The 25961-nt window shown below is 54.7% G+C and carries 28 protein-coding genes; 25 read left to right on the plus strand and 3 right to left on the minus strand.

The features are described 5' to 3' along the window. Positions 1 to 2: 2 nt before the first annotated feature. The 23 genes from WC859_06885 (at position 3) to hemW (ending at position 20989) form a co-directional block, all read left to right on the plus strand. Positions 3 to 1631, plus strand: coding sequence for a CTP synthase (locus WC859_06885; protein MFA5975877.1), 1629 nt, complete (start codon positions 3 to 5; stop codon positions 1629 to 1631). Further along, the gene (gene kdsA / locus WC859_06890; GenBank protein ID MFA5975878.1) at positions 1631 to 2500 is read left to right on the plus strand and encodes a 3-deoxy-8-phosphooctulonate synthase; all 870 of its coding nucleotides are present in this window, start codon (positions 1631 to 1633) and stop codon (positions 2498 to 2500) included. The genes WC859_06885 and kdsA overlap by 1 nt, the downstream gene beginning before the upstream one ends. A gap of 237 nt (positions 2501 to 2737) precedes the next feature. After that, on the plus strand, positions 2738 to 3715 hold the full coding sequence (locus tag WC859_06895; protein ID MFA5975879.1) for a KpsF/GutQ family sugar-phosphate isomerase: 978 nt from the start codon (positions 2738 to 2740) through the stop codon (positions 3713 to 3715). Then, positions 3712 to 4245: an LPS export ABC transporter periplasmic protein LptC gene (gene lptC / locus WC859_06900; protein ID MFA5975880.1), complete on the plus strand. Its 534-nt coding sequence runs from the start codon at positions 3712 to 3714 to the stop codon at positions 4243 to 4245. The genes WC859_06895 and lptC overlap by 4 nt, the downstream gene beginning before the upstream one ends. Then, positions 4242 to 4931, plus strand: coding sequence for an LptA/OstA family protein (locus WC859_06905; protein ID MFA5975881.1), 690 nt, complete (start codon positions 4242 to 4244; stop codon positions 4929 to 4931). The genes lptC and WC859_06905 overlap by 4 nt, the downstream gene beginning before the upstream one ends. Further along, positions 4928 to 5647 (plus strand): LPS export ABC transporter ATP-binding protein, encoded by a 720-nt coding sequence (lptB, locus tag WC859_06910; GenBank protein ID MFA5975882.1) that lies wholly within the window; start codon positions 4928 to 4930, stop codon positions 5645 to 5647. The genes WC859_06905 and lptB overlap by 4 nt, the downstream gene beginning before the upstream one ends. A 7-nt stretch (positions 5648 to 5654) precedes the next feature. Further along, positions 5655 to 6197 (plus strand): ribosome-associated translation inhibitor RaiA, encoded by a 543-nt coding sequence (gene raiA / locus WC859_06915; GenBank protein ID MFA5975883.1) that lies wholly within the window; start codon positions 5655 to 5657, stop codon positions 6195 to 6197. A gap of 22 nt (positions 6198 to 6219) precedes the next feature. Beyond that, on the plus strand, positions 6220 to 6711 hold the full coding sequence (locus WC859_06920; protein MFA5975884.1) for a PTS sugar transporter subunit IIA: 492 nt from the start codon (positions 6220 to 6222) through the stop codon (positions 6709 to 6711). A gap of 6 nt (positions 6712 to 6717) precedes the next feature. Next, positions 6718 to 7692, plus strand: coding sequence for an HPr(Ser) kinase/phosphatase (gene hprK / locus WC859_06925; GenBank protein ID MFA5975885.1), 975 nt, complete (start codon positions 6718 to 6720; stop codon positions 7690 to 7692). Then, positions 7689 to 8549, plus strand: a complete 861-nt coding sequence (gene rapZ, locus WC859_06930; protein ID MFA5975886.1) for an RNase adapter RapZ — start codon at positions 7689 to 7691, stop codon at positions 8547 to 8549. Before hprK ends, rapZ begins: the two co-directional genes overlap by 4 nt. Before the next feature lie 10 nt (positions 8550 to 8559). Further along, complete coding sequence (locus WC859_06935) at positions 8560 to 8967, plus strand: hypothetical protein (GenBank protein MFA5975887.1); 408 nt, start codon at positions 8560 to 8562, stop codon at positions 8965 to 8967. Between the two features lie 3 nt (positions 8968 to 8970). Next, the gene (locus tag WC859_06940) at positions 8971 to 9489 is read left to right on the plus strand and encodes a PTS sugar transporter subunit IIB (GenBank protein MFA5975888.1); all 519 of its coding nucleotides are present in this window, start codon (positions 8971 to 8973) and stop codon (positions 9487 to 9489) included. Next, positions 9486 to 11588, plus strand: a complete 2103-nt coding sequence (locus tag WC859_06945; protein ID MFA5975889.1) for an alpha-amylase/4-alpha-glucanotransferase domain-containing protein — start codon at positions 9486 to 9488, stop codon at positions 11586 to 11588. Before WC859_06940 ends, WC859_06945 begins: the two co-directional genes overlap by 4 nt. Further along, a complete protein-coding gene (locus tag WC859_06950) occupies positions 11585 to 12271 on the plus strand; it encodes a PTS sugar transporter subunit IIC (GenBank protein ID MFA5975890.1) in 687 nt (228 codons plus the stop codon). Before WC859_06945 ends, WC859_06950 begins: the two co-directional genes overlap by 4 nt. Beyond that, entirely contained in the window at positions 12268 to 13059 is a 792-nt protein-coding gene (locus WC859_06955) for a PTS system mannose/fructose/sorbose family transporter subunit IID (protein MFA5975891.1), read from the plus strand. Before WC859_06950 ends, WC859_06955 begins: the two co-directional genes overlap by 4 nt. A 1-nt stretch (position 13060) precedes the next feature. Further along, positions 13061 to 13330, plus strand: coding sequence for an HPr family phosphocarrier protein (locus WC859_06960; GenBank protein MFA5975892.1), 270 nt, complete (start codon positions 13061 to 13063; stop codon positions 13328 to 13330). A 5-nt stretch (positions 13331 to 13335) separates the two neighbouring features. Next, on the plus strand, positions 13336 to 15087 hold the full coding sequence (ptsP, locus tag WC859_06965; GenBank protein MFA5975893.1) for a phosphoenolpyruvate--protein phosphotransferase: 1752 nt from the start codon (positions 13336 to 13338) through the stop codon (positions 15085 to 15087). Positions 15088 to 15093: 6 nt separating this feature from the next. Further along, positions 15094 to 16878: a translation elongation factor 4 gene (lepA, locus tag WC859_06970; protein ID MFA5975894.1), complete on the plus strand. Its 1785-nt coding sequence runs from the start codon at positions 15094 to 15096 to the stop codon at positions 16876 to 16878. A gap of 130 nt (positions 16879 to 17008) precedes the next feature. Beyond that, entirely contained in the window at positions 17009 to 17965 is a 957-nt protein-coding gene (lepB, locus tag WC859_06975) for a signal peptidase I (GenBank protein MFA5975895.1), read from the plus strand. After that, positions 17962 to 18396, plus strand: a complete 435-nt coding sequence (locus WC859_06980; protein ID MFA5975896.1) for an NfeD family protein — start codon at positions 17962 to 17964, stop codon at positions 18394 to 18396. Before lepB ends, WC859_06980 begins: the two co-directional genes overlap by 4 nt. Then, positions 18396 to 19322, plus strand: a complete 927-nt coding sequence (locus tag WC859_06985) for an SPFH domain-containing protein (GenBank protein ID MFA5975897.1) — start codon at positions 18396 to 18398, stop codon at positions 19320 to 19322. The genes WC859_06980 and WC859_06985 overlap by 1 nt, the downstream gene beginning before the upstream one ends. Before the next feature lie 12 nt (positions 19323 to 19334). Next, entirely contained in the window at positions 19335 to 19883 is a 549-nt protein-coding gene (locus WC859_06990; protein ID MFA5975898.1) for a hypothetical protein, read from the plus strand. Then, a complete protein-coding gene (gene hemW, locus WC859_06995) occupies positions 19847 to 20989 on the plus strand; it encodes a radical SAM family heme chaperone HemW (GenBank protein ID MFA5975899.1) in 1143 nt (380 codons plus the stop codon). The genes WC859_06990 and hemW overlap by 37 nt, the downstream gene beginning before the upstream one ends. A gap of 7 nt (positions 20990 to 20996) precedes the next feature. On the opposite strand, the gene epsC is transcribed toward hemW, so the two are convergent. The 3 genes from epsC to WC859_07010 are packed head-to-tail and all read right to left on the minus strand — an operon-like array spanning position 20997 to position 23846. Continuing rightward, entirely contained in the window at positions 20997 to 21572 is a 576-nt protein-coding gene (gene epsC, locus WC859_07000) for a serine O-acetyltransferase EpsC (GenBank protein MFA5975900.1), read from the minus strand. A gap of 20 nt (positions 21573 to 21592) precedes the next feature. Beyond that, a complete protein-coding gene (cysK, locus tag WC859_07005) occupies positions 21593 to 22522 on the minus strand; it encodes a cysteine synthase A (protein MFA5975901.1) in 930 nt (309 codons plus the stop codon). 25 nt (positions 22523 to 22547) lie between these two features. After that, the gene (locus WC859_07010) at positions 22548 to 23846 is read right to left on the minus strand and encodes a homocysteine synthase (protein MFA5975902.1); all 1299 of its coding nucleotides are present in this window, start codon (positions 23844 to 23846) and stop codon (positions 22548 to 22550) included. Positions 23847 to 24280: 434 nt separating this feature from the next. Here WC859_07010 and hrcA point away from each other — a divergent pair, with 434 nt between their 5' ends. Together hrcA and WC859_07020 are read left to right on the plus strand one after the other, a co-directional pair. Continuing rightward, entirely contained in the window at positions 24281 to 25345 is a 1065-nt protein-coding gene (gene hrcA / locus WC859_07015) for a heat-inducible transcriptional repressor HrcA (GenBank protein MFA5975903.1), read from the plus strand. Continuing rightward, positions 25338 to 25895 (plus strand): nucleotide exchange factor GrpE, encoded by a 558-nt coding sequence (locus WC859_07020; GenBank protein MFA5975904.1) that lies wholly within the window; start codon positions 25338 to 25340, stop codon positions 25893 to 25895. Before hrcA ends, WC859_07020 begins: the two co-directional genes overlap by 8 nt. Positions 25896 to 25961 lie beyond the last annotated feature (66 nt).

Consider the following 25961-nt stretch of genomic DNA (forward strand, 5'->3'; position numbering starts at 1 on the left):
AAATGACTAAATATATTTTCGTAACCGGCGGAGTGGTGTCATCTCTTGGAAAAGGGATTACCGCGGCTTCCCTGGCGCGCTTGCTCAAATCGCGGGGCCTGCGGATCGACATGCTGAAGTTTGATCCGTACTTTAACGTCGATCCAGGCACCATGAGTCCCTACCAGCACGGTGAAGTCTTTGTCACGGAAGACGGCGCAGAGACCGATCTCGACCTGGGTCACTACGAGCGTTATCTGGACCAGGACATGTGCCGCAAGAACAACTGCACGGCGGGTCAGATCTACGATACCGTCATCAGCAAGGAGCGACGCGGCGAGTTCCTGGGCAAGACCGTTCAGGTGATCCCGCATATCACCAACGAAATCAAATCGCGTATCCTGCAGCTCGGCCCGAACAAAGATATTGTGATCGTTGAAGTCGGCGGAACCGTCGGCGACATCGAAAGCCTTCCATTTTTGGAGGCCATCCGGCAGATGCGGCTCGATGTCGGGCGGGATAACGTGCTGTATATTCATGTGACGCTGGTGCCCTACATTCGTTCTTCCGAAGAGATGAAAACCAAACCGACCCAGCACAGCGTTGGAAAGCTGCGTGAAATCGGAATTGAACCCGATATCATTGTCTGCCGGACGGAGCGGCCTCTGGAAGAAGAGCTGCGGGCTAAAATCAGTCTCTTCTGCAGTGTCCCCGTGGAAGCGGTAGTGGAGGCGCGGGATGTGTCGACCATTTATGAGGTGGCGCTGGCCTTTGAACGGGAAGGGCTGGATGAACTGGCCCTCATGCAGCTACGACAACGGAGTCATCGGCAGGGAATGCAAGAATGGGCGGAAATGGTTGAGAAAATCAAGAACCCTCGTAAACGGGTGACCATTGCTTTGGCTGGAAAATATGTGGAGCTCAAAGACGCTTACAAGAGTGTCGTCGAAGCGTTGCTCCACGGCGGTATTGCCAACGATGCGCGCGTGCAGATCAAATATGTCGATGTGGAGTCGCCCGATCTGGAGCGCGAACTGGCTGAAGTCCAGGGAATCCTGGTCCCGGGTGGTTTCGGGGACCGTGGTATTGAAGGGAAAATCGCTGTTGTTCAATACGCCCGGGAGCACCAGATTCCGTATTTGGGACTGTGCCTGGGAATGCAGGTGGCGGTGATCGAATTCGCGCGGAACGTTTGCCGTATGAAAAACGCCAATTCCACGGAGTTTAATCCCAAGACCGCTTATCCCGTGATCGATATTCTGCCGGAGCAGAGAGCCATCCATAAAAAGGGCGGCACCATGCGTCTGGGAGGATATCCCTGTCGCTTAAAACAGGGGTCCCTGGCGGCCACGGTTTATGGAAAATCTCAGGTTGAGGAACGCCACCGCCACCGGTATGAATTTAATCCTAAATACCGACGGACCATTGAAAGCCACGGGCTGCGGATTTCAGGGGAATACGTGGAACGCCACCTGGCCGAGATTGTGGAACTGACGGCGCATCCGTTCTTTGTGGGGGTTCAATTCCATCCGGAATTCAAGTCGCGCCCGACGCGGCCGCATCCGCTCTTCCGGGGATTCGTCCGCGCCGCGCTGGATTTTAAACACACGCTCAACCGTGAACCGGCTCCCGTGCCTGTCGTCAACGCTTGATGAAAACGAAACCGGTCGTATCCGTAGAGCTGGGCCATATTCGATTTTCCAACGAAGGATCGTTGGCGTTGATCGCGGGTCCCTGCGTGATTGAGGATTCCACGTTCACAGTGGCTCTGGCGAAGCGGCTGGCTCGAGTGGCGCGTGAGAGGAGGATTTCCTTCGTTTTTAAGGCGTCCTATGACAAAGCCAACCGGAGTTCGGGAGGGTCGTTTCGCGGGCCGGGCCTGGAGAGGGGATTGGCCACCTTACGTCAGGTCAAAGAGGAAGTCGGGTGTCCTGTTCTGACGGATGTTCATTGCGCGAACGATGTGGCTCGTGTGGCGCAGGTGGTCGATGTGATTCAAGTACCGGCTTTTCTTTGCCGGCAGACGGATCTCCTTCTGGCATGCGGCGAAAGCGGGTGCATCGTTAATGTAAAAAAGGGGCAGTTCCTGGCCCCCTGGGACATGGAACAGGTGGTTCGAAAAATTGAGTCCACCGGAAACCGGAAAATCCTTTTAACGGAACGGGGAATTTCCTTCGGGTACAACAACCTCGTGGTAGATATGCGGTCATTGGCTGTCATGAAGCAGTTCGGGTATCCGGTGATTTATGATGCAACGCATAGCGTCCAACTCCCCGGCGGATTGGGTCACGCCTCCGGTGGCCAGCGGGAGTATCTTGTCCCGTTGGCGCGTGCGGCGGTGGCGGTGGGTATCGCCGCTGTTTTCTGCGAGGTTCATCCGTTGCCTGAGAAGGCGCTCTCGGATGGTCCCAATAACCTGCCGCTGGCCGCGTTGCCGCGGTTTGTGCGTGAGCTCCAGACTCTTGATAAGGTGGCGAAATCATTACATCGGTACCATGAGAAAACAGGGAGGCGAAGGTGAAATGCCCTCAATGTCTGACGGATAACAAGGATCAGGCGAAGTCTTGTCGCAAGTGTGGAATGGATCTGCAGCTGTCGCCCTTATGGCAGCCGACGTGGGCGTGGCATCGGCGAACATTGATTGCTATTTACATTGTTTTGGCAGTCGTTTTTGTTGTCGTGCGGATGCTTTTGAAGCCTTATGTTCGCCACCTGCCGCCGGAAATTACACCTTGGATGCACGGAGGGAGTTCTTCTAGTGGTCAAAAGTGATGCGGCGCTGATTCAGCGCGCCCGGCGCGTTATTTCTTTGGAAGCCCGTTGCGTGGCCGCGCAGGCGCGTGTCATCGATCAGTCGTTCCTCAAGGCGGTTCGGTTGATCTCTCGTTGTACTGGACGCGTGGTGGTTCTCGGGGTTGGAAAGTCGGGTCTGATCGGCCGCAAGATTACCGCCACGTTGGCGTCGACCGGTACACCGTCGACCTTTGTACATCCGTCTGAAGGAATGCACGGCGATCTCGGCATGATTACGCCCCGCGACGTGGTCCTGGCGTTATCCTTTTCCGGTGAAACCGAAGAACTGAAGCGGCTATTGCCTTCCATTAAAGCGATGGAGGTTCCGCTGATTGCCATGACCGCCCGGCCGCACTCCCGGCTGGCGCGGACGGCGGACGTGACGCTTCGTGTGAATGTCAAACGAGAAGCCTGTCCTTACAATCTGACCCCCACCACGTCGACGACGGCCATGCTGGCTCTGGGTGATGCCCTGGCCATGACGGTAATGGATACGCGCGGGTTCAAAGCGGAGGATTTCGCACGACTTCATCCGGGCGGCGTGCTGGGGAAGCGGCTCCTGTGGACCGTTAAAGAGGTCATGCACAAAGGCCGTGGAAATCCTGTGGTCCGTGTCGATCAAACGGTACGAGAAGGCCTGCAAATCATGACGCGTACCCGGACGGGAGCGGCCAGCGTGGTGAATCAAGCCGGCCGGCTGATGGGTTATTTTACGGATGGTGATTTTCGTCGATTGGCACCCCGGGACCCCCAGTTATTAACCAGGAAAATGAAGGACGTGATGACGGAACGTCCGCATGTCCTGTCGTCGGATGCACGGTTGGGGGACGCGGCCCAGGCGCTTCATCGTTATCGTTGCGATAACATGCCCGTGGTGGATGAGCGGGGACGCCCGATCGGGTTATTGGATGAACGCGACCTCTTGTCGGAAGGGCTGCTTTGAATCAGTGGCATGCCTGTATCCTTGCGGGTTTAGTGTTCGGGGGTGCGGCCTGCCAGAAAACGGTTCCTTCACAACCCCCAGCACCCGATAAAGCGGTGGCCACTCAGGTTCTGCAAAATTTTGAGCTGAACGATGTGCAGAAGGGTGTGCGAACGATGATGTTGCAGTCCACGGAAGCCCGCATTTTTGAAAAAGAGCAGGTGGCGGATGTCGACTTCCCGCATGTCACCTTTTTCAAGGAGGCGCAGATTTCTTCTCAGTTGTGGTCGCAGGCTGGAAAGATATTCCTCCAAACCCATGAGATTGAAGCGTGGGGAAGCGTCCGGGTGGTGACGGCCGACAGCGCAACGCTCACGACCGAACGTCTTCGTTATGATCCGCAGAAGCAGAAAATCTTTTCCAACGAACCGGTCCGTTTGGAAAAGCCGGACTCCGTAACGGAAGGCCAGAGCTTTGAATCGGATCCCAGTCTGAAGGATATTAAAATCAGCCGGCAAAAAGTCACGATGAAAAAGGGTGTTCGTCAATGAAACAGGATGTAAGGTTTTTTCTGGGTTTTCTGGGGGTTGCCGCCTGCCTTTCTGCAGGCGGGCCTTTGAGGGCGGTGGAGCCTGCTTTGGAAGCGACCATCACCAGCGATGAGCTGCAGATGCAGGACAACGGCGCACAGACCATTTTCACCGGAAATGTCGTATTGATTCAGTCTCCGTACCGGCTTGAAGCGGACCGGATGCAGCGGACGAAGGCCACCGGCCTTGTGCAGGCGCGCGGTCATGTCCGGGGGACCTGGATCAGCGATTCTGGAGAAAAAATCGTCGCCACCGGCCAGCACGCCCGATATGATCCGAATGAGGAAATCAGCGAGTTGTGGGGGGAACCGGAGGTGACCCGGTGGGAGACGCCACGCGATACGTGTCCGGTTGTTTTAAACGCCGAGCGTATTATCGCGCAACAGCGTCAGAAAACTATTTTGGCTCAACAGAATGTCCGGATCCGGCAGGGGACGCGGTTATTGACGCGATCCGAGCAGGGCCAATATAGTCAGACGGATAAAACCATTCATCTCTGGGGAAAAAAAGGGGTCTTTATTCATGTCAAGGACACCCGTGGTTCGGCTGATTTTACAAGCAACCGGGGTTGGGTTCTGCTCGATCCAAAGGAAGCCCGTCTGATCGACAACGTCCGCGGGCACGTGATTCCGAATCCGGATTTATGAGTTTACAAGCGGAAGCCTTATTCAAGTCCTATGGGCGGCGCTCGGTTGTGAGGGGTATTCATTTTGATGTTCAACCCGGAGAAGTGGTGGGGCTTCTGGGCCCTAACGGTGCCGGAAAGACGACTTGTTTTCATATGATTGTGGGGTTGATCCGGGCTGACCAGGGACGGATCCTTTTAAATCAGAGGAATGTTACCCTGGATCCCATGTACCGGCGTGCTCGCCAGGGGATCGGGTACTTGGCGCAGGAGCCATCTATTTTTCGCCGTATGACCGTGGAAGAAAATCTTTTGGCTATTCTTGAAATGCGGGAAGGGCCGGAGGAGGACAAACGGGCGAAAATGGAAGGCCTTCTGAATGAATTGGGGCTTGAAAAATTGCGTCGCCAGGTGGCGGCCACTTTATCGGGCGGTGAAAAGCGCCGCTGCGAAGTGGCCCGGGCGCTGGTGACCGATCCGCAATACCTTCTTCTGGATGAGCCGTTCGTCGGGATTGACCCCTTGGCGGTCACGGACCTTCAGAATGTTGTGAAGGGACTCAAAGCCAAAGGGATTGGTGTTTTGATTACGGACCATAACGTCCGCGATACGTTGGAGATCGTCGACAGGGCATACATCATGTACGAGGGTCGTGTTTTGAGGGAAGGGAGCGCCCGCGAACTTTTGGCTGATCCGGAAGCGCGCCGGGTATATCTCGGAGAAAAATTCAGCTTATGAGGGGATTATGCAAGTTCATATAACAGCTCGACATTTGAAATTGACAGCCGCCATTGCGGATTATGTTCAGAAGAAAATTGAGAAAGCGGACCGATTTTTGGGCCGGATTATTTCAGGCCAAGCCATTTTAAGCGTGGAAAAAGACCGGCACACGGCGGAGATCGTCCTTCACGCGTCCGGCCGGACATTTACGGCCAAGAAAACGGCCGCTGATCTTTATGCCGCCATCGATTTTGCCAGTGATAAGATCGACGAACAACTGCGGCGGTACAAGGAAAAGCGCCAGGGCCATCGTGTAGAGGAACGTACACGCTCCCGGCCGGAGACCTGGATGGCCGAACCCCCGGTGTTCGGTTCGGAACGGAACGATCCCCGGGTCAGCAGTCAGAAGATTTTACGCCTGGTTCCGCTATCCCTTCCCGAGGCCATTTCATCGATGGAGCAATCGGACAGCGCGCACTGGATTTTTCAAAACCGGGAAAACGGACGCGTCACAGTCATTTACCGGAAACCCGACAAAACGTATGGTGTCGTGGAGTCCGTTTCATAACGTTCTTATCAGGAGGCCTTGCATGTTAATGAATCAAGAAGAGAAATGGGAAAAGTTGCGTATCCTGGACTTTCTTAAGCTCTCGGCGATCCGCATCGATCTGACTGGGACGACCAAGCGAGCGGTGGTGGAAGAGCTCGTCGAGCTGCTGGCGCAAGATGGGAAAGTGAAGGATGCCAAAGCCACGGTCGATGTTTTGATGGAACGAGAAAAGCTCGGTTCCACAGGAATCGGACAGGGCATCGCGATTCCTCATGCCAAAACCGATCAGACCGCCGAAGTCGTGGCGGCCTTCGGACTCTCCAAGCGCGGCGTGCAGTTTGACGCGTTGGACGGAGAACCCGCCTACATTTTCTTCCTGCTGGTGGCGCCTCCGGATGCGGCGAGCCTGCATTTGAAGGCTCTCGCCCGCATCTCCCGGCTGCTGAAAGACAAATTCTTCCGGCAAGCGCTCCGGGATGTGAAAGATCCAAATGAAGTGATCAAGATTATCAAAGAAGAGGATCAGTACTAATCCGCCATGGCGGTTCTCCTGGTTGCAGACATTATGAAGGAAAAGCAAACGGATCTGGATCTGACCCTTTTGGCCGGATCCAAAGGGATACGCCGGGTGGTGACGGTTTCTGAAATCAACCGCCCCGGTCTGGCGATCAGCGGTTATCTGGATTATTTTCCGTCTGAACGCGTTCAGATTATCGGTCTGGGTGAACATTCGTATCTGGCGACCCTCCCGCTGGCTCAGCGGGTGGAGACGCTCCGCCGGGTCCTGTCGTACAACAAAAATTTGCCGTGCATCGTCATGACGCGCGGGCTGAAGCCCCACCGGGAACTCGTCAAGGTGGCTGACCAGCTGAAGGTGCCGCTCCTGCGTTCCGGTCTGACCACGGCGCACCTGATCGGAGAACTGACGGTTTATCTGGAAGAAAAACTGGCTCCGACGAGCACCATCCACGGGGTTTTAATGAACGTCTACGGGCTAGGGGTGCTTCTCGTCGGGGATTCGGGGATCGGGAAATCCGAGTGCGCCTTGGAACTTCTGAAACGGGGTCACATGCTCGTGGCCGATGACGTGGTCGAAATCAAACAGCGCCTGGGCGGTCTTCTCTTTGGAACCGGCGCCGAGCTGATCCGGCACCATATGGAATTGCGCGGTCTGGGTATTATCGATGTTCAAAAGGTTTTTGGAGTCAGTTCGATTCTCGATCGCACCCGGATCGAACTGGTGATTCGTTTGGAGGAATGGAAACAAACCGTGGCGTATGATCGCGTGGGACTTTCCGAGGAGGTCACATCCATTCTGGGTGTCCGGATTCCTGAGATCGTCATGCCGGTCCGGCCGGGCCGGAACCTGGCGGTTCTGGTGGAGGTGGCCACGCTCAATCAACGTCTGAAATATCGCGGACAGTATACGGCCCGGGAATTTAATAAGCGGCTGATTGCCATGATGGCGAAGAAGTCAGCCAAAAAGCCTTCGGGCCAGAAAACGAAACCATGAAAAAAGACAAGGTGCTCTTTTGGATCGTGACCGGGATGTCCGGAGCCGGCAAGTCCCAGGTCATTAATTGCTTCGAAGATTTCGGATTCTTTTGCGTCGACAATCTCCCCATCGCCCTGCTTCCGAAGATGGCGGAGCTTTGCGCGCAATCCGGCCGACCCCTGCGGCGCGTGGCGTTAGGGATCGACATTCGCGAGGGGGGGTTTCTCCGCGATTTTATGGCTGCGATCAGCGCGTTAAAACAGCAGGGGGTGGCCTGCCGCATTCTCTTTCTCGATGCGGATGATCGTACCTTGATCCGTCGTTTTTCGGAGACCCGCCGGCGCCATCCCTTGGGCAACAGCGTTCGAAAAGGGATCAGTGAAGAGCGGCGGCGACTGCTCAAAATCAAAGAAATTGCCGATAAGATTATTGACACCAGCAACATGACGCTGGCCGATCTCAAAATGACGCTTTCCGGTATCCTGGAGCGGCGCCGGTCGAATGAAATGCAGATTTCGATCGTTTCGTTCGGCTACAAGTACGGGCTACCCGTCGATGTCGATATCATCTGGGATGTCCGTTTTATGCCGAATCCGAATTACCAGAAGCATCTTCGTCCTAAAACAGGGCGTGACGCCGCGGTTCGCCGCTACGTGATGTCCTCCCGGCAGGCCCAGCAACTTGGGCGCAAGTTCTTCAGCCTGATTACGGAGTCACTGCCTTATTACATCGGTGAAGGCAAGAGTTATCTCACGATCGCGATTGGATGCACCGGCGGACGTCACCGGTCGGTTGTGATTGCGGATGCGCTGCGCGAAGACCTGCTGGACCATGGATTTAAAGTCCATGTCCTCCATCGGGACATTGATCGTTAAGGGGAATCCTATGATTGGCCTCATTATTATTACCCACGGTCATTTTGGACGAGAGCTTCTGAGAACTGCGGAAGACATTGTCGGACGGCAGGGACACGCGGTTGCACTGAGCGTCACGTCGGAGATGGGAATAGATAATTTGTCGGCGGCCTTGGAGTCTGCGTTCAAAACCATTGACGCTCCGGAGGGTTGCCTGATTCTGGTCGACATGATCGGTGGGACTCCTTGTAACTCCGCTTTGTTAAAAACGAGAAGTTTACCGCACGAGGTGGTGTCCGGCGTGAATCTGTACATGATGATCTCGAGTTTCACGCACCGGCAGATGTTGGATTTGAAGGCGCTGGCGACACGTGTGATGGAAGACGGGCGTAAGTCCATCGTCCTGCCGAAGGAACTTCTCTTGAAGCGTTTGGGGTAATGCATGACGGTTGAGCTGGTTCGCATTGATGATCGGCTGGTCCATGGTCAGGTGGTGGAAGGATGGCTCAAGTCCCTCCGCATTTCGCAGGTGGTCGTGGCCAGCGATAGCGTCGCGGTCGACGAAACGCAACAGGCGCTCTACCTGCTGGCGGTTCCCCAGGGCGTCAGCTTAATTTGTTTGAGTCTGGCGGAAACGGCGGCGGCGTGGAAAAAACATGGCTGGAGGACTGATCGGACGCTGATTCTCGTTTCTTCGCCGAAAGACGCCCTGCGGTTGTTGGAGGACGGGGCGCCGCTTGCATCGGTTAATGTGGGCGGTATCCATTTTAAGGAAGGCCGCGTTCAGATCTTGCGGGCGATCAGCCTGGATGATCAGGATGTCGCCGCACTCAACATCCTGGTCACGCGCGGGGTTATTTTGGAGGCCCGGCCGCTCCCTCTGGATGAGCCGGTCGATTTAAGGCCTTATTTGGAACAATGGCAACAACGTCAGACAACGGGGGGGGATCAACCGAGGTGAACAGAGTCCATTTTATACTGGGGTGCCATAATCATCAGCCGATCGGCAATTTTGATTTTGTTTTTGAAAAGGCCTATCAGCAGTCCTACTTGCCTTTTTTAGAAGCCATGATCCGGCATCCGAAGCTGCAGTGGAATCTGCATGCCACCGGGGTTTTGTGGAACTGGCTCGAACATCACCACCCGGAATATATTGAACAAATCGTTTTGCAGGTGCGTGAAAACCGCGTCGAGATTTTGACTGGAGGATTTTATGAACCGATTTTGTCCGCCTTGCCGGATGCGGATAAGGCGGGACAGATCCATAAGTTGACCCGGTATATTCGCCAGCGGTTTCGGGTGAAACCCCGAGGGATGTGGCTGGCCGAACGGGTCTGGGAACCGCATCTGGCGAAGGTGCTTCATGAAAACGGCATCACCTACACATTGCTCGATGACACTCACTTTTTCTCGACGGGAATGACTGAGGATGACATGACGGGAGCGTATCTGACGGAAGAACAGGGTGCCACTCTGAACCTTTTGCCTATCCGCCAGGATCTGCGCTATGCCATTCCGTTTAAAGATCCGGGGGAAACCATCAATTTATTGCGCCGACATGCGACCCCGACGGGTTACAAAGCCCTGGCCATGTTTGACGATGGGGAAAAATTTGGTTTTTGGCCTGACACGTATCACCATGTTTATGAGGACGGTTGGCTGGAAAAGTTTCTGACTGTTTTGGAGAGCAATGGCGATTGGATCAAAACCTGCCGTATTTCGGATTATTTGGATGCTTTCCCGCCGGGAGGACGGGTGTATCTCCCGACTTCTTCCTATTACGAAATGAGCGAATGGACGTTGCCCGCCGCTTCGCAAGAGGCTTTGTCGACTCTGCAGAAAAACATCCCCGCGCATCTGGGGAGTGAAGCCTCTAAACGTTTCCTGCGCGGTGGGTATTGGCGTAATTTTCTAACGAAATACGACGAATCCAATAACCTTCACAAAAAAATGCTCTTGGTTTCCGATAAAGTTCATCGTGCTAATGAAGTGCTCGGAGGAACACTGGAGCGGGTCTCCCCTAAAGCGCAAAAAATGATGGATGCGCTGTGGGCGGGACAATGCAACTGCGCCTACTGGCACGGGGTGTTCGGCGGACTTTATCTGCCGCATCTCCGCCAGGCGATTTATCGCGAGCTTTTGCGCGCGGAACAGCTTGCCGATAAAGTTTTGCAGGCCGACGAAATAATTGTTGTGCGGGAAGTGGATTTTGACAAAGACGGCACGAACGAAATCCTGGCGGAATCGCCGGACCAGAACATTTACTTTTCACCCCGCTCCGGAGGTTCGATGTTTGAGTGGGATCTACGTTCGGAAGGGGTCAATCTGTTGAATGTTTTGACCCGTCGTCCTGAAGGGTATCACCGGCATCTGTCGGAGCATCCCTCGGGATCGTATGGCGCAGGGGATGGGGTCAAAACCATTCATGATGCCATGCGCATGAAAGAACCTGCCCTGGAAAAACGGCTCTTTACGGATTGGTACCGGCGGTCCAGCCTGTTGGATCATTTTTTCCATCCCGATACCAAGATTAACGATTTTTACCGCTGTCAATATGGCGAACAGGGCGATTTTGTCAAAACCGGTTATCGGGTGGATGTGGTCCGTGATACGTATCCCCAGGTTCGGTTGTCGCGGACCGGCACGGTCTGGTCCGGAGATCAGCGCAATACGATTTCCGTCGAGAAAACCATCTCGCTTTTGCCCCCGCTGGGCTGGCAGGTGATTTACCGCATCGAAAATCGTCAGGGACCGGTCTGCAACCTTTGGTTTGGATGCGAAATGGCTTTTGCCTTTGCCACCCAGGAGCATCAGGAATTGACGGAACATCATCAACAACAACTCTGGATGCGGCGGGATGAAGCATTTGGATTGGTCGCAAAGGTCCAGTTTGATGTGCCTACCGATCTCTGGGAATTCCCGCTTCATACGGTTTCCCTGTCCGAAGATGGTTTTGAAAAAACCTATCAGGGCACCGTGCTTCTGGCTCACATGCGCGTGCCCCTGCAGCCGGGGCAGTCCCTCGTTCGATCGTGGCGTGTCGGAGCGCAACCCTCATGATGCCTCCGGCCATCAAAGCGGCTCTGTGGGCTGGCTTCATCGCGCTGGATTTCACTGGATGCGGTCCCTGGATGGTTTCCCAGCCGCTCGTCTGCGGTCCCTTGTTTGGCTGGATCCTCGGCCATGTCTTTATCGGCTTGGTGGTGGGGGGCATCGTTCAGTTGTTGTGGATGGATGTGACACCCGTCGGAGTCGGAATTCCCTACGATGCCACCGCGGTCACCTTGCTGGCGGTCTATTGGGCGAGCTCTATTCCCCAAAGCTCGCTGTCGCAGGTCGTTCTGGCGCTGATGTTATCGGTTCCTTTTGGATTTGTTTTTCGCGGAATGGATCAATTGGCCCGGCGGCTGAATACGCGGCTCGTGCGTTTAATTGAACGGGTGTCGGATGAACGAATTGCTCCGGCGCTCTCCCTGGGTATTCTATTCGGTTTGGTCTGGTCCTGGGCGCGCTATGCGCTATTTTACGGACTGATGTTTTGGGCGGGTGAACGAGTCTGGCAATTTCTCATTCACTGGCCGAACATCGTCCGGATTGACTCGGGTCTTCGAATGGCGATTATTTTGTTGCCTGTGGCCGGCATGGGGGTGACGCTGGAACTCTTCCTGTCCGACGAGCCGGAGCAGCGCTGGGCGTCTTGGCGGCCGTTGCGCTGGACACGATCCAAATCGGAGAAACAATGATTTTTGCTTTACTGCAAACATTCATTCGTTCGCTTTTTCTGCAAACCATCTGGAATTTTGAGCGGATGCAGAATATGGGATTTGCCTTCAGCATGGTTCCGTTATTAAAGCGCGCCCACGCCTCGGCCGGATCCATCCAGACGGCCATCCGCCGGCATATGACGTTTTTTAATGTGCATCCTTATTTTGCTCCCATCATCATGGGGGTTGTTTATTCGAAAGAGAAAGCCAGCGCGGATCGTCCCGGAGATGACCCTACCATCACCGTGTTGAAAGACAGCATGGGAGCGGCTTTCGGAGGTATCGGCGACCATGTTTTCTGGGGGACGTGGAGACCTTTTTGTGCGCTGATGGCCCTGTCGATCGGACTGCTGGTGGCTTATCCAGCAACTGGGACGGTCAGCCGGTCTGTCTTTGATGCCCCTGCCGCCTTAATTTGCGCCAAGTGGTGGATCGTTGGTTTCCTGGCCGTGTTTAATTCGTTCCATCTCTGGCTGCGATGGCGGGGGCTTCAAAAAGCCGCTCTGGAGGGCCCTCAGGTTGTGGCTTGGGTCCAATCCTTGCGTATGCAGGGGTTTGCGGCGCATTTGCGGCGTATTGGCTTATTGATGCTGGTAGCGATGATCATGGTGTATTTGTGGCGATGGAATTCGTCGAAACTGCTGATCTGGATGGTCTGCGTCCTGTTGGCCACCGTGATTACCAAGCGATGGGCTTTTTCGGGTTTTACGATCTTTTATCTGGTTTGTATCGGTTCCATTATTCTGAGCGTCCTGGGGTTGCAATAACATGGCCGTAAAAGAGTTTACCGTCAAGAATCGTCTTGGGCTGCACGCCCGGCCCGCCGCGCTTTTTGTGCAAACGACCAGCCGTTACCGCTCGAACGTGAAAGTCCGTAAAGGAGAGCAGGAGGTGGACGGCAAGTCCATCATGGGACTGATGATGTTGGCGGCAGAAGAAGGCTCCAAAGTGGTGGTGACAGCGATCGGGTTGGATGAAAACGATGTTTTGACCGCCCTGGATGCACTTTTTACGAACCGGTTTGATGAAAAGGATTGACCCCTATGGCAACTGAACCAACCCATTCGCAATCCATCGTTGTCCGCGGGATCGCGGCGTCCCCGGGGATCGGCATCGGAAAAGCTTTTATTGTCAAGGAAGAATCGCTTTCCTATGTCTTCCGGTCGCTCGCCAAGGACGAGATCAAGAAGGAAATCCACCGTTTCCGGCAGGCCATCGCGAAGACCCGTGCGGACGTTCTGGAAACGCGCGAGAAAGTCTTGAAGGTTCTGGGGAAATCGCATGCGGCGCTGATCGATGCCCACCTGCTGATTCTGGAGGACGCGCTCTTCAGCAAGGATATTGAGAAAAAGATTACCCAGGAAATGATGAACGCTGAAGCCGCGCTGGTCGCTGTTTTGGACGGTGTGGGCCGGATGTTTGACCAGCTCGGGGATGAATACTTCCGTCAGCGCAAAGACGATGTCACGGATATCGGCAAGCGCGTCATGCGGCATCTGCTCGGGCATGCCGGTTCGCAACTCTCGGAGCTCACCTCGCGCTCGATTGTGGTGGCGCACGATTTGTCTCCGTCGGATACGATGCGTTTGCGGGACGATCTGGTGGAAGGTTTTGCCACGGACATCGGCGGACGAACCTCGCATACGGCGATCCTGGCCCAGGGATTGGAAATCCCGGCGGTCGTGGGGCTCCGCGAACTGGTGGCGCAGGTGAAAGCCGGCGACACCCTGATTGTGGATGGGAACGAAGGTCTGATCGTCATCAATCCCACCCCCGAGATGCTCGAGAACTACCGCAAAGTACATGAAATTCAACTGGCCGACAGCCGGCAACTCGAAAAATTGAAAGACTTGCCGGCTCAGACGCCGGATGGGCGGCGCCTGGTTCTGGCGTCCAACATCGAAACTCCTGAAGAGGTCAAAACCGCGCTCGGGCACGGTGCGGAAGGGATCGGGCTTTATCGGACGGAGTTTCTGTATATCGGCCGGAACAGCCTGCCTACGGAAGAAGACCACTATCAAAAGTACTGCGCGGTGGCCCGTCAGATGCTTCCGTACTCCGTCATTATCCGCACCATCGATCTGGGCGGGGATAAGCTGGCCAATCTGGGCGTGACGGGGCTTAATAACGAACAAAACCCTTTCCTGGGCCTTCGCGGCATCAGGCTCTGCCTCCGGTACCAGAATATTTTCAAAGAACAACTTCGGGCCATTCTTCGCGCTTCCGTCGAAGGAAAACTCAAGATCATGTATCCGATGATTACCAGTGTTGAAGAACTCCGGCAGGCCAATGCGATTCTGGCAGACGTTCAACAGGAGTTGCGGTCGAAAGCTATCCCGTTTGATGCGAACGTCGAAATCGGCGTGATGATTGAAACCCCTTCGGCCGCCGTGATCGCTGATCTATTGGCCAGAGAAGTGGACTATGTGTCGTTAGGGACCAACGATTTGATCCAGTACACCCTTGCGGTGGACCGTGTAAACGAGAACGTGGCGTCGCTCTATAATCCGCTCCATATCGGTGTTTTGCGATTGATTCACATGGTCATCGAGGCGGCGCATAAGGCCGAAAAATGGGTCGGCATGTGCGGCGAAATGGCGGGAGATCCCACCTTCACGAAGATCTTAATTGGGATGGGATTGGATGAGCTTTCCGTTCCTCCCGCGGCGGTGCCCCGTATCAAACGTCTGATCCGGCAGACGGTCTATTCGGACGCCCAGAAACTTGCCCAGGAGATCCTGCAGATGACGGAGCAGGATGCCGTCCAAAAACGCCTTGCCACTCCAAAGATCTAATTTCAAATGGATATCCGTAATTTCTGCATCATCGCGCATATCGATCATGGAAAATCGACCCTAGCGGACCGCCTTCTGGAAGCGACCGGTACGATTTCCAAGCGCGAGATGCGCGATCAGATGATGGACGATATGGAGCTCGAACGGGAGCGCGGGATCACGATCAAGGCCAAAGCGGTCCGGATGGCCTACACCTCGACATCCACCGGACAGGTGGTTGTGCTGAATCTCATTGATACCCCGGGGCATGTGGACTTCACTTACGAGGTGTCGCGCGCGCTGGCCGCTTGTGAAGGGGCGCTGCTTCTGGTGGATGCCACCCAGGGTGTTGAAGCGCAGACCTTGGCGAACGCTACCCTGGCTCGCGATGCCGGTCTGGAAATCATTCCCGTGATCAATAAGATCGATCTGCCGGCGGCTGATGTGGAGGGATGCCAACGCCAGTTGCAGGAAATTCTGGGCATTAACCGAAAGGCGATTCTGGCCAGCGCCAAACTGGGACAAGGGACGGAAGAGATTCTGGAAGCTGTTGTGAAGAGCGTGCCGCCGGCCCCAACGAACACGGCTGTGCCGCTCAAGGCTTTGGTGTTTGATTCTGTTTTTGATACGTACCGAGGGGTTGTCGTTTATGCGCGGATCTTGGAGGGCGAAGTTGAAACAGGCATGCCTCTTACGTTCATGGTATCCGGACTGACGATGACGGCCGAGGAAGTCGGTATTCTTCAGCTCAAGTATGTGAAGAAGGAGCGCTTGAGCGCCGGCGAAGTCGGTTACCTGATCCTCGGGCTTAAGGATCTGAGTGATGTCCGGGTCGGCGATACGATTACGTCCACCCAGCGGCCCACGGCAAAACCTCATCCCGGTTATAAAGAACTGAAGCCTTTTGTTTTTGCCGGCATTTATCCGATTAATCCCGCGGACTACGACAACCTGAAGAAAGCATTCGAAAAACTCCATTTAACCGATTCCGCTTTTGTCTTTACACCGGAAACATCGACGGCTCTGGGCTTCGGGTTCCGCGCCGGCTTTCTCGGCTTGCTGCACCTGGATATCGTGAAGACGCGGATCGAACGCGAGTTCCAGATTTTGCTGATCATTACGGCTCCCAATGTTATTTATGAGGTCATCAATCTGCAGGATGAAAAACAGAGGGTGGATAACCCCGCAAAATTTCCTCTGTCCGGTGAGTTTAAGCAGGTTCTGGAGCCCTATGTCTCCGCCACCCTTGTGACCCCGGCTGATTTTGTGGGTCCGCTGATGCAGCTCTGCCAGGACCGTCGAGGGATTTTCCATGATATGAAGTATTTATCGTCGACGCGTGTCGCGCTCCATTACGAGTTGCCGCTGGCTGAAATCGTGAGCGATTTCTATGATCAACTGAAATCGCTGTCCAAAGGGTACGCTTCGTTCGATTATGACCACACCGGCTTCAGTCCGGGGGATCTGGTGAAAATGGAAATCATGGTGAACGGCGAGATGGTTGACGCCTTTTCGTTTATCGTGCACAAGGACAAGGCCTATGCGCAGGGGCGGTCGCTGGTGGAGTCGCTCAAGGAGCTCATTCCCCGGCAGATGTTCGAGATTCCATTACAGGCCAAGATTGAAAATCGGATTATTGCGCGAGAGACCATCCCGGCGATGCGCAAAGACGTGCTGGCGAAATGCTATGGCGGCGATATCACGCGCAAGCGGAAGCTTCTCGAGAAGCAAAAAGAGGGAAAGCGCCGAATGAAACAGTTTGGACAAGTGGAAATCCCTCAGGAAGCCTTTATGGCTATTTTGAAACGATAAGATCTTTTCCGTCATCCCCGAGTGACTCTGTCGGGGATCCATCATGCCGTAGGGTAGCTTGTCTGGATTCCCCGCCAGAACCCGCGGGGAATGACGATAGAGAACGAGAACGATTACAATTGGAGGAGTAATGGAAGCGACACTATTCTGGATTGGTTGTGGTTTAGGCGGATACGCTTATCTTCTGCGCAAGATATTCAAGAAAGATTCTTTGATGCAACAGCGCGTGGTAGTGGCCGGCCTGCACCTGTTCTTTCTCGTGGTCGTGGGTGCGCTGGCCGGTTTTGTTCTCAGCGCGTCAATGGAAATCCATGGGCCCACCCCGCGATTCCCTGTAACCGGAGCCGTCATCGGGTTCCTCTGGGCGATTGTCCAGCTCCGCCGTGACACGCGGAAGGACGGGGCCCTCGGTCTGTTGACGGGCGATCTAGAATGGGTCGAGACCTCTTTTTCAGCCATTTTGCTGGCGGCCGTGATCATGTACTCCGTGGTTCAGGCATTTAAGATCCCGTCCAGTTCCATGGAAGACACGCTTCTAATCGGAGACCACCTTTTCGTTAACAAATTCATCTACGGCATCCGGATTCCCTTTACCGATCGTCGCGTTTTGAAGCTGAGGGATGTGCGGCGGGGGGACATCGTCGTGTTTGAAGCCCCTTCGACCGCCCTGCAGTCCCGGGAAGAGCGCGAACAACATGCGCACAAAGACTTTATTAAGCGCGCCATCGGATTGCCGGGAGATGAGATCCGAATCAAGGACAAACACGTCTATATCAACGGTCAACTGCAGGAGGAATCCTACGCCATCTACCGGGACGACAGTATCTGGCCCAATGCATTAAAATCCATGAACGCTGACGAGTATCAGCGGGAATGGGCGTCCGGCGAGTTTTCGATCTTCCGCCGGGATCAGGTGGGGGATACGTTTGGGCCTGTTCGGGTCCCTCCAAACTGCTATTTTGTTATGGGGGACAATCGGGATGGTTCCTTTGATTCGCGTTTCTGGGGCCCGATGCCTAATTCAAATCTGAAAGGAAAAGCCTGGCTGGTGTACTGGCCGATTCGCCGGGTCAAAATAATTCGATGATGACTCCTTCTGAAATCTGGCTGGTTGTTGCGGTGGGCTGCGTCGTGATTGAAATCATCCCGCCGCCGACTCATTTTTTCTTTCTGGGACTCGCACTGGGTGCTTTGGCCGCTTCTGTCGCGGCCTATTTCAGTACCATGGCCTGGCTGCCGTGGACGGTGTTTCTCGTGACATCGGTGGTTTTGATTCCCACGCTCATCCCTCTGGCCAAATTCTTGTTCACGCCGCGGCCGCATGCCTCGAATGTGGACGAGTTGATTAATCAGAAAGCCCTGGTGGTTGAGCCGGTGCGGCCGGAGGCGCCCGGGATCGTCAAGATTGTCGGGGAGGATTGGCGGGCCCTCTCCGAGCAGGATTCTTTCGAAAAGGGGCAATGGGGTCAGGTTATTCGCGTCGAAGGGACGCACGTTATCATCAGGAGGATTTACTAATGTTTCCATTTCTATCCACGACCGGGTTCATCATCACGGTTGCCGTTGTTATTTATGCGAGCCGGATGCTTCGGATTGTACGCCAGTTTGAAAAAGGCCTGGTTGAAACGTTTGGTCAGTACAGTCGTACAACCGGGGCCGGGTTGCTCGTCATTTTCCCGCCCTTTCAGGCCCTGCGCCTCGTCGATATGCGTGAGCAGGTGATGGAAGTCCCACCGCAGGAGGTCATTACGAAGGATAATGCCCCTGTCACGGTGGATGCCGTTATCTATTTTCAGGTCACGGACCCGTCCAAGGTGGTCTACAATGTGGCGAATTTCGCTATGGCCGCGATCAAGCTGGCCCAGACGAACCTGAGAAACATCATCGGCGAACTGGAACTGGACCAGACGCTGACCAGTCGTGAGCGGATTAATACTCAGCTCCGTCAGGTGTTGGACGAAGCCACGGATAGATGGGGGGTTAAAGTCGTGCGCGTGGAAATTCAGAAAATTGAACCGCCGCGCGATATTACCGACGCGATGTCCCGGCAGATGAAGGCTGAACGGGAAAAGCGCGCGGCGATCCTGGAAGCCGAAGGGCTCAAGCAAGCGGCCATTTTGAAAGCGGAGGGAGGCAAAACCGCGGTGGTTCTGGCCGCGGACGGCGAGCAGCAGTCGATGATTTTGCGGGCCAACGGCCAGGCCGAGGCGATCAAACGTGTTGCGGACGCCCATAAATATGAGACAGAGGTCGTTTACCAGGCCATTCACAATGGCAATCCGACCAAAGACCTGATCGCGATCAAATACCTCGAGACGCTGGGGAAAATGGCTGACGGGCAAGCGACGAAAATTCTGCTTCCCATTGAAACCGCCGGCCTGGCCGGCGCTGTCATGTCCGCCGTCGAAGTCATGCGTGAGAAGAACGCCGATAAGAAATCGTAAGGGGAGGATTTTATGGCGAAGAAATCGCTAGGAAGCTATTATTCGTATTCTTTTAAAATGCCGAATATCCGGAGACAGGATTTGGCGCAGATCGAAGAGGTGATCCTGAAGGATCTCCAGCCCCAACAGTATCATCTGGCTTGTCATGGCGCCGTCTATGACCGCGTGGCGGATATTCCCCAGGATTCGGGTGTCGAGAAAACGCTGGTCGTCTATACGCATACGCCTTGCCTGAGGCTCAAATTCGCCCGGTCATGGGCCGAACTCTATGTCGAGGATCATAACGATCAAATTGACCCTGCGATCCGGCGGATCAGTGCAATCGTTTCCAGCCGCGAACGGTACATGCTCTGGCGGTTCTCCAAGTTTTCCATTTGGTTGGCGCCTTTAATCGGGTTTGGCGGCATTAGCTTGACGGTCGACATGATTGCTCAGGAAAAACTCCCTGGTACCGCGATTTACGGAGCCTTGGGGCTGTTGGGTCTTACCGTGATCTGGTGGACCATTGGCCATTGGAGTAGTGCTTGCCGGTTTTCTCGAGTTCATCTCAGCAACGAATAAGTACGGAACGGACTGGGTTTTACATACACATCCCCTTTTGTCGTTCTCGATGCGGTTACTGCGACTTTGTTTCTTTTACCGGGAACGAAGATTGTATTTCGACTTACGTCTACCATCTATGCGATGAAATACGGCTGCATTCTAAGCAGCTCTGGGGCGGGCGGACAGCCGAGACTGTTTTTTTCGGCGGCGGGACACCATCGCTCTTAGAACTCTCCCATATCGGGCTCATCCTTCAGGCACTTCAGGAATGCTTTCCTCTCAAGCCCGATGCTGAAATCACATTGGAAGCCAATCCGGAAAGCGTCACCGCTGATAAAGCCGCCGGATGGCGGCGTGCTGGCGTCAACCGTTTAAGCTTGGGCCTGCAGACGTTTGATGATGGACTGCTCCGGGAGATAGGCCGCCTTCATACGTCGGAGCAGTTCCGGCAGGCTTATCAAACCGCGCGGCAAAGCGGTTTTCAAAACATCAGTTTCGATCTCATTTACGGCATCGTCGGCCAGTCTATGAAGAACTGGCGGAAGTCCCTCCAATCGGCGGTGGCGCTTGCGCCGGAACATCTGTCCCTCTATTCGCTGACGATTGAAGAGCATACGTCCTTCTTCGACAAAGGTCTGCGTATCGATGAAGACCGGCAGGCGCAGATGTATGAATGGTCCCGTTCGTATCTCCGGCAAGAGGGGTATGAGCAGTATGAGATCTCTAATTTCGCGCGTCCGGGCAGGGTGTGCGAGCATAATATGATTTACTGGCGCCAACAGGATTACCTCGGGCTCGGAGTGGGAGCGGTGGGCTGTGTCGGGGGGGTGCGCTGGCAGAACCAGAAGACACTTAACGGATATGAAACCGATGTTACGGCTCAGCGACTCCCCTGGCTTTCACAGGAGATCTTGGATGCGAAGACCCGAAAATTCGAACGCCTGATGCTCGGGCTTCGCCTGCGTGAAGGATGCAACTGGGAGAGGGAAGATAATCCCGGATGGTTTTCCCATCGCCGCCGGTTGGCCGAAAAGGGTTGGTTGGAGGAAATCCGCCCCGGTTGCTGGCGCATCCCTGACGCGTATATTCGAATTACTAACCAGGTATTACTTCCTTTTGCTTAACGAACGTTTAGTGGGATTGGGGGGCCGGTTCCGGAGTTTCCGGAAGCGGTAAATCGACCTTGCGGTCGTTTTGCCTGACGATGCGCGCCGGGGTGCCAACCACGGTGCTGTTCGGGGGCACGTCGTGCATGATGAGAAACGAGTTGGCGCCAATCCGTGCGTTGGATCCGACGGTCAGAGGACCGAGGAGAACGCTGTTGGTTCCAATGAGAACGTTATCTTCGACGGTCGGATGGCGCTTGCCGTGATGTTTACCGGTTCCCCCAAGTGTTACATTGTGGAACATGACGCAGTTTTTCCCGATCTGAGCGGTTTCGCCGATGACCACGCCGGTCCCGTGATCAATGAAAAACCCTTCCCCGATGACCGCGGCCGGATGGATCTCGACACCGGTCACGATTTTCGCGAGAGTGGAGAGAAAACGCGGCAGGATCGGTATTTTGATCCGGTAAAGGACATGAGCCACACGGTAAATCAGAATCGCGTGCAGCGGCGTGTGGCACAGAAGCGTTTCGAGAATATTGTGTGCGGCAGGATCGTTCTCACCCACCGCCCGGATATCCTGGAGAATCGTTTTAAACATACCCAATCGTAACAAATCAGTTATGTTTCCTGATACAGCCAGGTGGATAGATACCGTTCACCCGTATCCGGAATGATGACCACAATCGTTTTTCCTTTGGATTCTTCCCGGCGGGCGACATTCAGCGCGGCCCAGAGCGCGGCGCCGCCGGAGATCCCGATCAGGATGCCTTCCTCTTTAGCCGCCCGGCGGGCTGTGGCCCCGGCATCCAGAGTCTTCACGCGGATGATTTCATCGACCGCCTGGCTGTTATAAACCCCGGGAACAAATCCCGCTCCGATGCCCTGGATCTTATGGGGGGCCGGCTGTCCGCCCGACAAAACCGGCGAGTCATCGGGTTCGAGCGCGATAATCCGAACCGACGGCTTCCGTTTTTTGAGCACTTCGCCGACGCCGGTAATGGTTCCACCCGTGCCGACGCCGGCGATGAAGATATCCACCTGGCCGTCGGTATCGCCCCAGATTTCCTCAGCGGTCGTTCGCCGATGGATCTCCGGATTGGCGGGGTTGTTGAACTGCTGGGGAATCAAGCTGTTCGGGGTTTCCTTCGCCAGCTCTTCAGCCTTGGCAATGGCCCCTTTCATTCCCTTGGCTCCCTCGGTCAGGACCAGTTCCGCTCCCAGGACCTTGAGGATTTGACGGCGTTCGACGCTCATCGTGTCCGGCATCGTCAGAATCAGGCGGTAGCCTTTGGCCGCGCTGACAAAGGCCAGGGCGATACCGGTGTTCCCACTCGTCGGCTCAATGATGACCGACCCCTTCTTCAAGGCCCCGGATTTTTCGGCGGCTTCAATCATAGCCAGACCGATGCGATCCTTGATACTGGACAGCGGATTAAAAAACTCCAGTTTGGCCAGAACCGTGGCTCCAGCTCCCTCCGTCAGCCGGTTAATGCGAACCAGAGGCGTGTGTCCGATGGTCTTGGTTATGTCTTCGTAGATTTTGCTCATAAGGAAACCCCTCAATTCTATCGCATTAGTTCGTTGCTTTCGCTAATGCTTGATCGATATCCGCGAGGATATCGTCGATATGCTCAATGCCGATGGATAGACGTATGAAATCCGGCGTGACACCGGTCGCGCGTTGTTCTTCGGCCGAGAGCTGCTGGTGCGTCGTGGTCGCGGGATGGATCGCCAGTGATTTCGCGTCACCGACGTTGGCCAGGTGCGACACAAGCTGCAGCGAGTTGATGAATTTCTTCCCGGCTTCAATACCGCCTTTGATTCCAAAACCCAGGATCGCTCCAGCCCCTTTCGGGAGATACTTCGAAACACGCGATTTTTCAGGGCTCGAAGCCAGGCCGGGGTACCTCACCCAGCTGACCTTCGGGTGCTTTTCCAGATGCTGCGCGACCGACAGCGCGTTTTCGGAGTGGCGCGGCAGCCGCAAGTGCAGCGTCTCCAGTCCCTGCAGAAACAAAAAAGCATTAAAGGGCGATAACGCCGGTCCGATATCCCGCAGGAGCGTCACGCGCGCCTTGATGATGTAGGCAATGTTCCCGATGGGTTTGAGCGCTTCGACGAAGTTGATGCCGTGGTAGCTGGGATCGGCTTCGGCAATCAGGGGGAACTTCCCGTTGGTCCAGTCAAACTTCCCGGAATCCACGATCAGGCCGCCAATCGAGGTCCCATGGCCTCCGATGAACTTCGTCGCCGAGTAGACGATGATGTCGACGCCATGATTGAACGGCCGCAGCAGATAAGGCGAGACGGTGTTGTCGAGGATGAACGGAACCCCGTTTTTGTGCGCGACTTTTGAGATCCCTTCCAGGTCCGCCACATCCAGCTTGGGATTGCCAATCGACTCCGCGTAGACCGCCTTGGTCTTGGGCGTAATGGCCTTTTCAAGGGCCGCCAGATCATTGGAAGGTACGAAGTTAACCTTGACCCCGAATTTCGGAAGGGTGTAGTGGAAGAGATTGTAAGTTCCTCCGTACAGATTGTCTGCGGAGACAATCTCGTCGCCGGCTTTGGCGATATTGAGGATTGATAGCGTAATCGCCGACTGCCCGCTGGCCACTGCCAGCGCTCCAATGCCTCCATCCAGGGCCGCGATGCGTTTTTCAAAAACATCCGTTGTCGGGTTCATCAGGCGGGTATAAATGTTTCCAAATTCTTTCAGCCCGAACAGGTTGGCGGCATGGTCGGTGTTCTTGAATTGATATGAGGTCGTCTGGTAAATGGGCACCGCCCGGGATCCTGTGGTCGGATCCGGTTCCTGCCCTCCGTGAAGGGCCAGTGTTTCTGGTTTTAGTTTTGCGTCAATTGCACTCATGTTGGGTCTCCCTTAAGTTTAGTGGCCAAACAGCAGAAATAAAAAACCCCGCCATTCATCTGGCGGGGCGCTTGCGATTGTTTCTGCTTCGGATGGTCTGTTTTGTCTAGAGCATTCTCCGATCGCAGACGCAAAGCGTCCCGCCCTCGCAACACATACACATGGGCATCCTGGACGGCTTCGCGGAAAAAATCGTTGTACTCATGAATTAGACAGTACAACAGATCAATTCTGTGTGTCAATATGTCGTTGTCCATATCCTTTGCTCTTCAAACTTAAGAAATAGGCATTCACTAAATATTACTCAAAATTAGCAGTTGAAAACATATCTAAATATCAACTCGAATCACTTCTATTGACATGAAATCCGAGGAGATGATAAAGTACTAGCACTCAGATATTGGGAGTGCTAGTTTTTCGGATGGAAGACTTCAATGCGAACGATTGATCCCTCTACACAAGAAAATCGAAAAAGACGCCTGTTGCAGGCCGTCATCTATCATTACGTCCGGACTGGAAAGCCGGTCGGATCCCATATTATTGTCGATAAATACAACTTCGGCATGTCATCGGCCACCGTGCGCAACCTTCTCGTGTCTTTAGAAAAGGAAGGGTTCCTGATTCAGCCCCATACGAGCGCCGGTCGCATTCCCACGGACAAGGGGTACCGGTTTTACGTGGACTCCCTCCTGGATGTGCAGAGCATCGCAGCCACGGAAGAGGAAAAAATCCGCCGCGAGTGTGGGGCGCGAACAAAAGAACTGGAAGACCTGATGATCTCGACTTCGCACATGCTTTCTTCTCTCTCTCATTACACGGGATTGGTCTTATCTCCCCGATTTGATAAAAGCATCTTGCGCCGTCTCCAGTTAATTCCCCTGGGCGGGAACCAGGTCCTGGTTGTGGTTGTTTCCCAGACGGGTCTGATTCGCCACCGGGTGGTGTCTCTCTCCCACTCCATCTCCGCGGATCGCCTGGGGATGATGTCCCATCTTTTGAACGAGCGGCTGGCCGGACTTCCCCTGGCGGAAGTTCGCACGCAGATATTGCATCACATTGAAGCGATCCAGCAGGAAGAGGAGCAATCGCTGATGCTGGCCAAGGAACTCGCTCGGTCCGCCTTTGATTTGCATGCTTCCGAAAGCCAGGTTTATGTGGATGGCGGCGAAAATATTTTTTCGTTCCCGGACACGAGCGATGACTATCAGCAGATGACAGGTCTGCTGCGCATTATCGAAGAAAAAAGCCTCCTCACCTCTGTCCTGGAAAAGGCGATGAAAAAGGACGGTTTGAGCGTCCGGATTGGTGCAGAAAACACCCAGCCCGAGCTGCGCGGCATCTCGCTGGTTTCGTCTACCTATAAGATGGGGGACAATACCCTTGGGGTTCTGGGGATTCTCGGGCCCCGGCGGATGGAATACGGCCGCATGATCGCGTTGGTTGAAGGGGTCACCCGCATCGTCAATCAAATGCTGGAGAAGATGAACCGGTATGAGTGACCCAAAACCCGAGATAGGGCCTGAACTTGAGGAAAAACTGGCGGAGCTCGCCATCCTTCAGCAGGCGGTGGCCGAAGCCAAGCAGCGGACTGCTGAGTATTACGATCAGCTGCTTCGCCTGAAAGCCGAGTTTGAAAACTACCGCAAGAGGACCGAAAAAGAAAAGGCCGATTCCCGACTTTGGGGGAAGCAGGACGTGTTGATGCCGTTATTGGGCCTCGTGGATATTTTTGAACAAGCTCTGGCACAGACGCAGAGCGCCACCGACATTAAACAGGTTTTGACGGGACTCGAAATTTTGCATAAGAACTTTGCGGGATTCTTGAGAGCAGAGGGTTTGCAGGTGCTGGACGTGATTGGGAAACCCCTGGATCCCCACACGGCGGAAGCCGTGGAACGGGTGGAAACTCCGCCTGAACAGGCCGGCCAGGTGCTGGCGGAACTTCAAAAAGGATATGCCTTTCAGGGGCGCATTCTACGCCCCAGCCGAGTACGCGTCGGCGTGACCAAAAGCGCGGAGAACGAAGAGCCAACCGCTGCGGCATCGTAGCGGGTCGAATTTAAGGACCTGCGGTGGATGAGTTCATCGCCGCAAGTCCCGTCGAAGAGGAATAGA

The organism is Elusimicrobiota bacterium, from assembly GCA_041660185.1.
GTDB lineage: Bacteria > Elusimicrobiota > Elusimicrobia > 2-01-FULL-59-12 > 2-01-FULL-59-12 > JBAZWU01.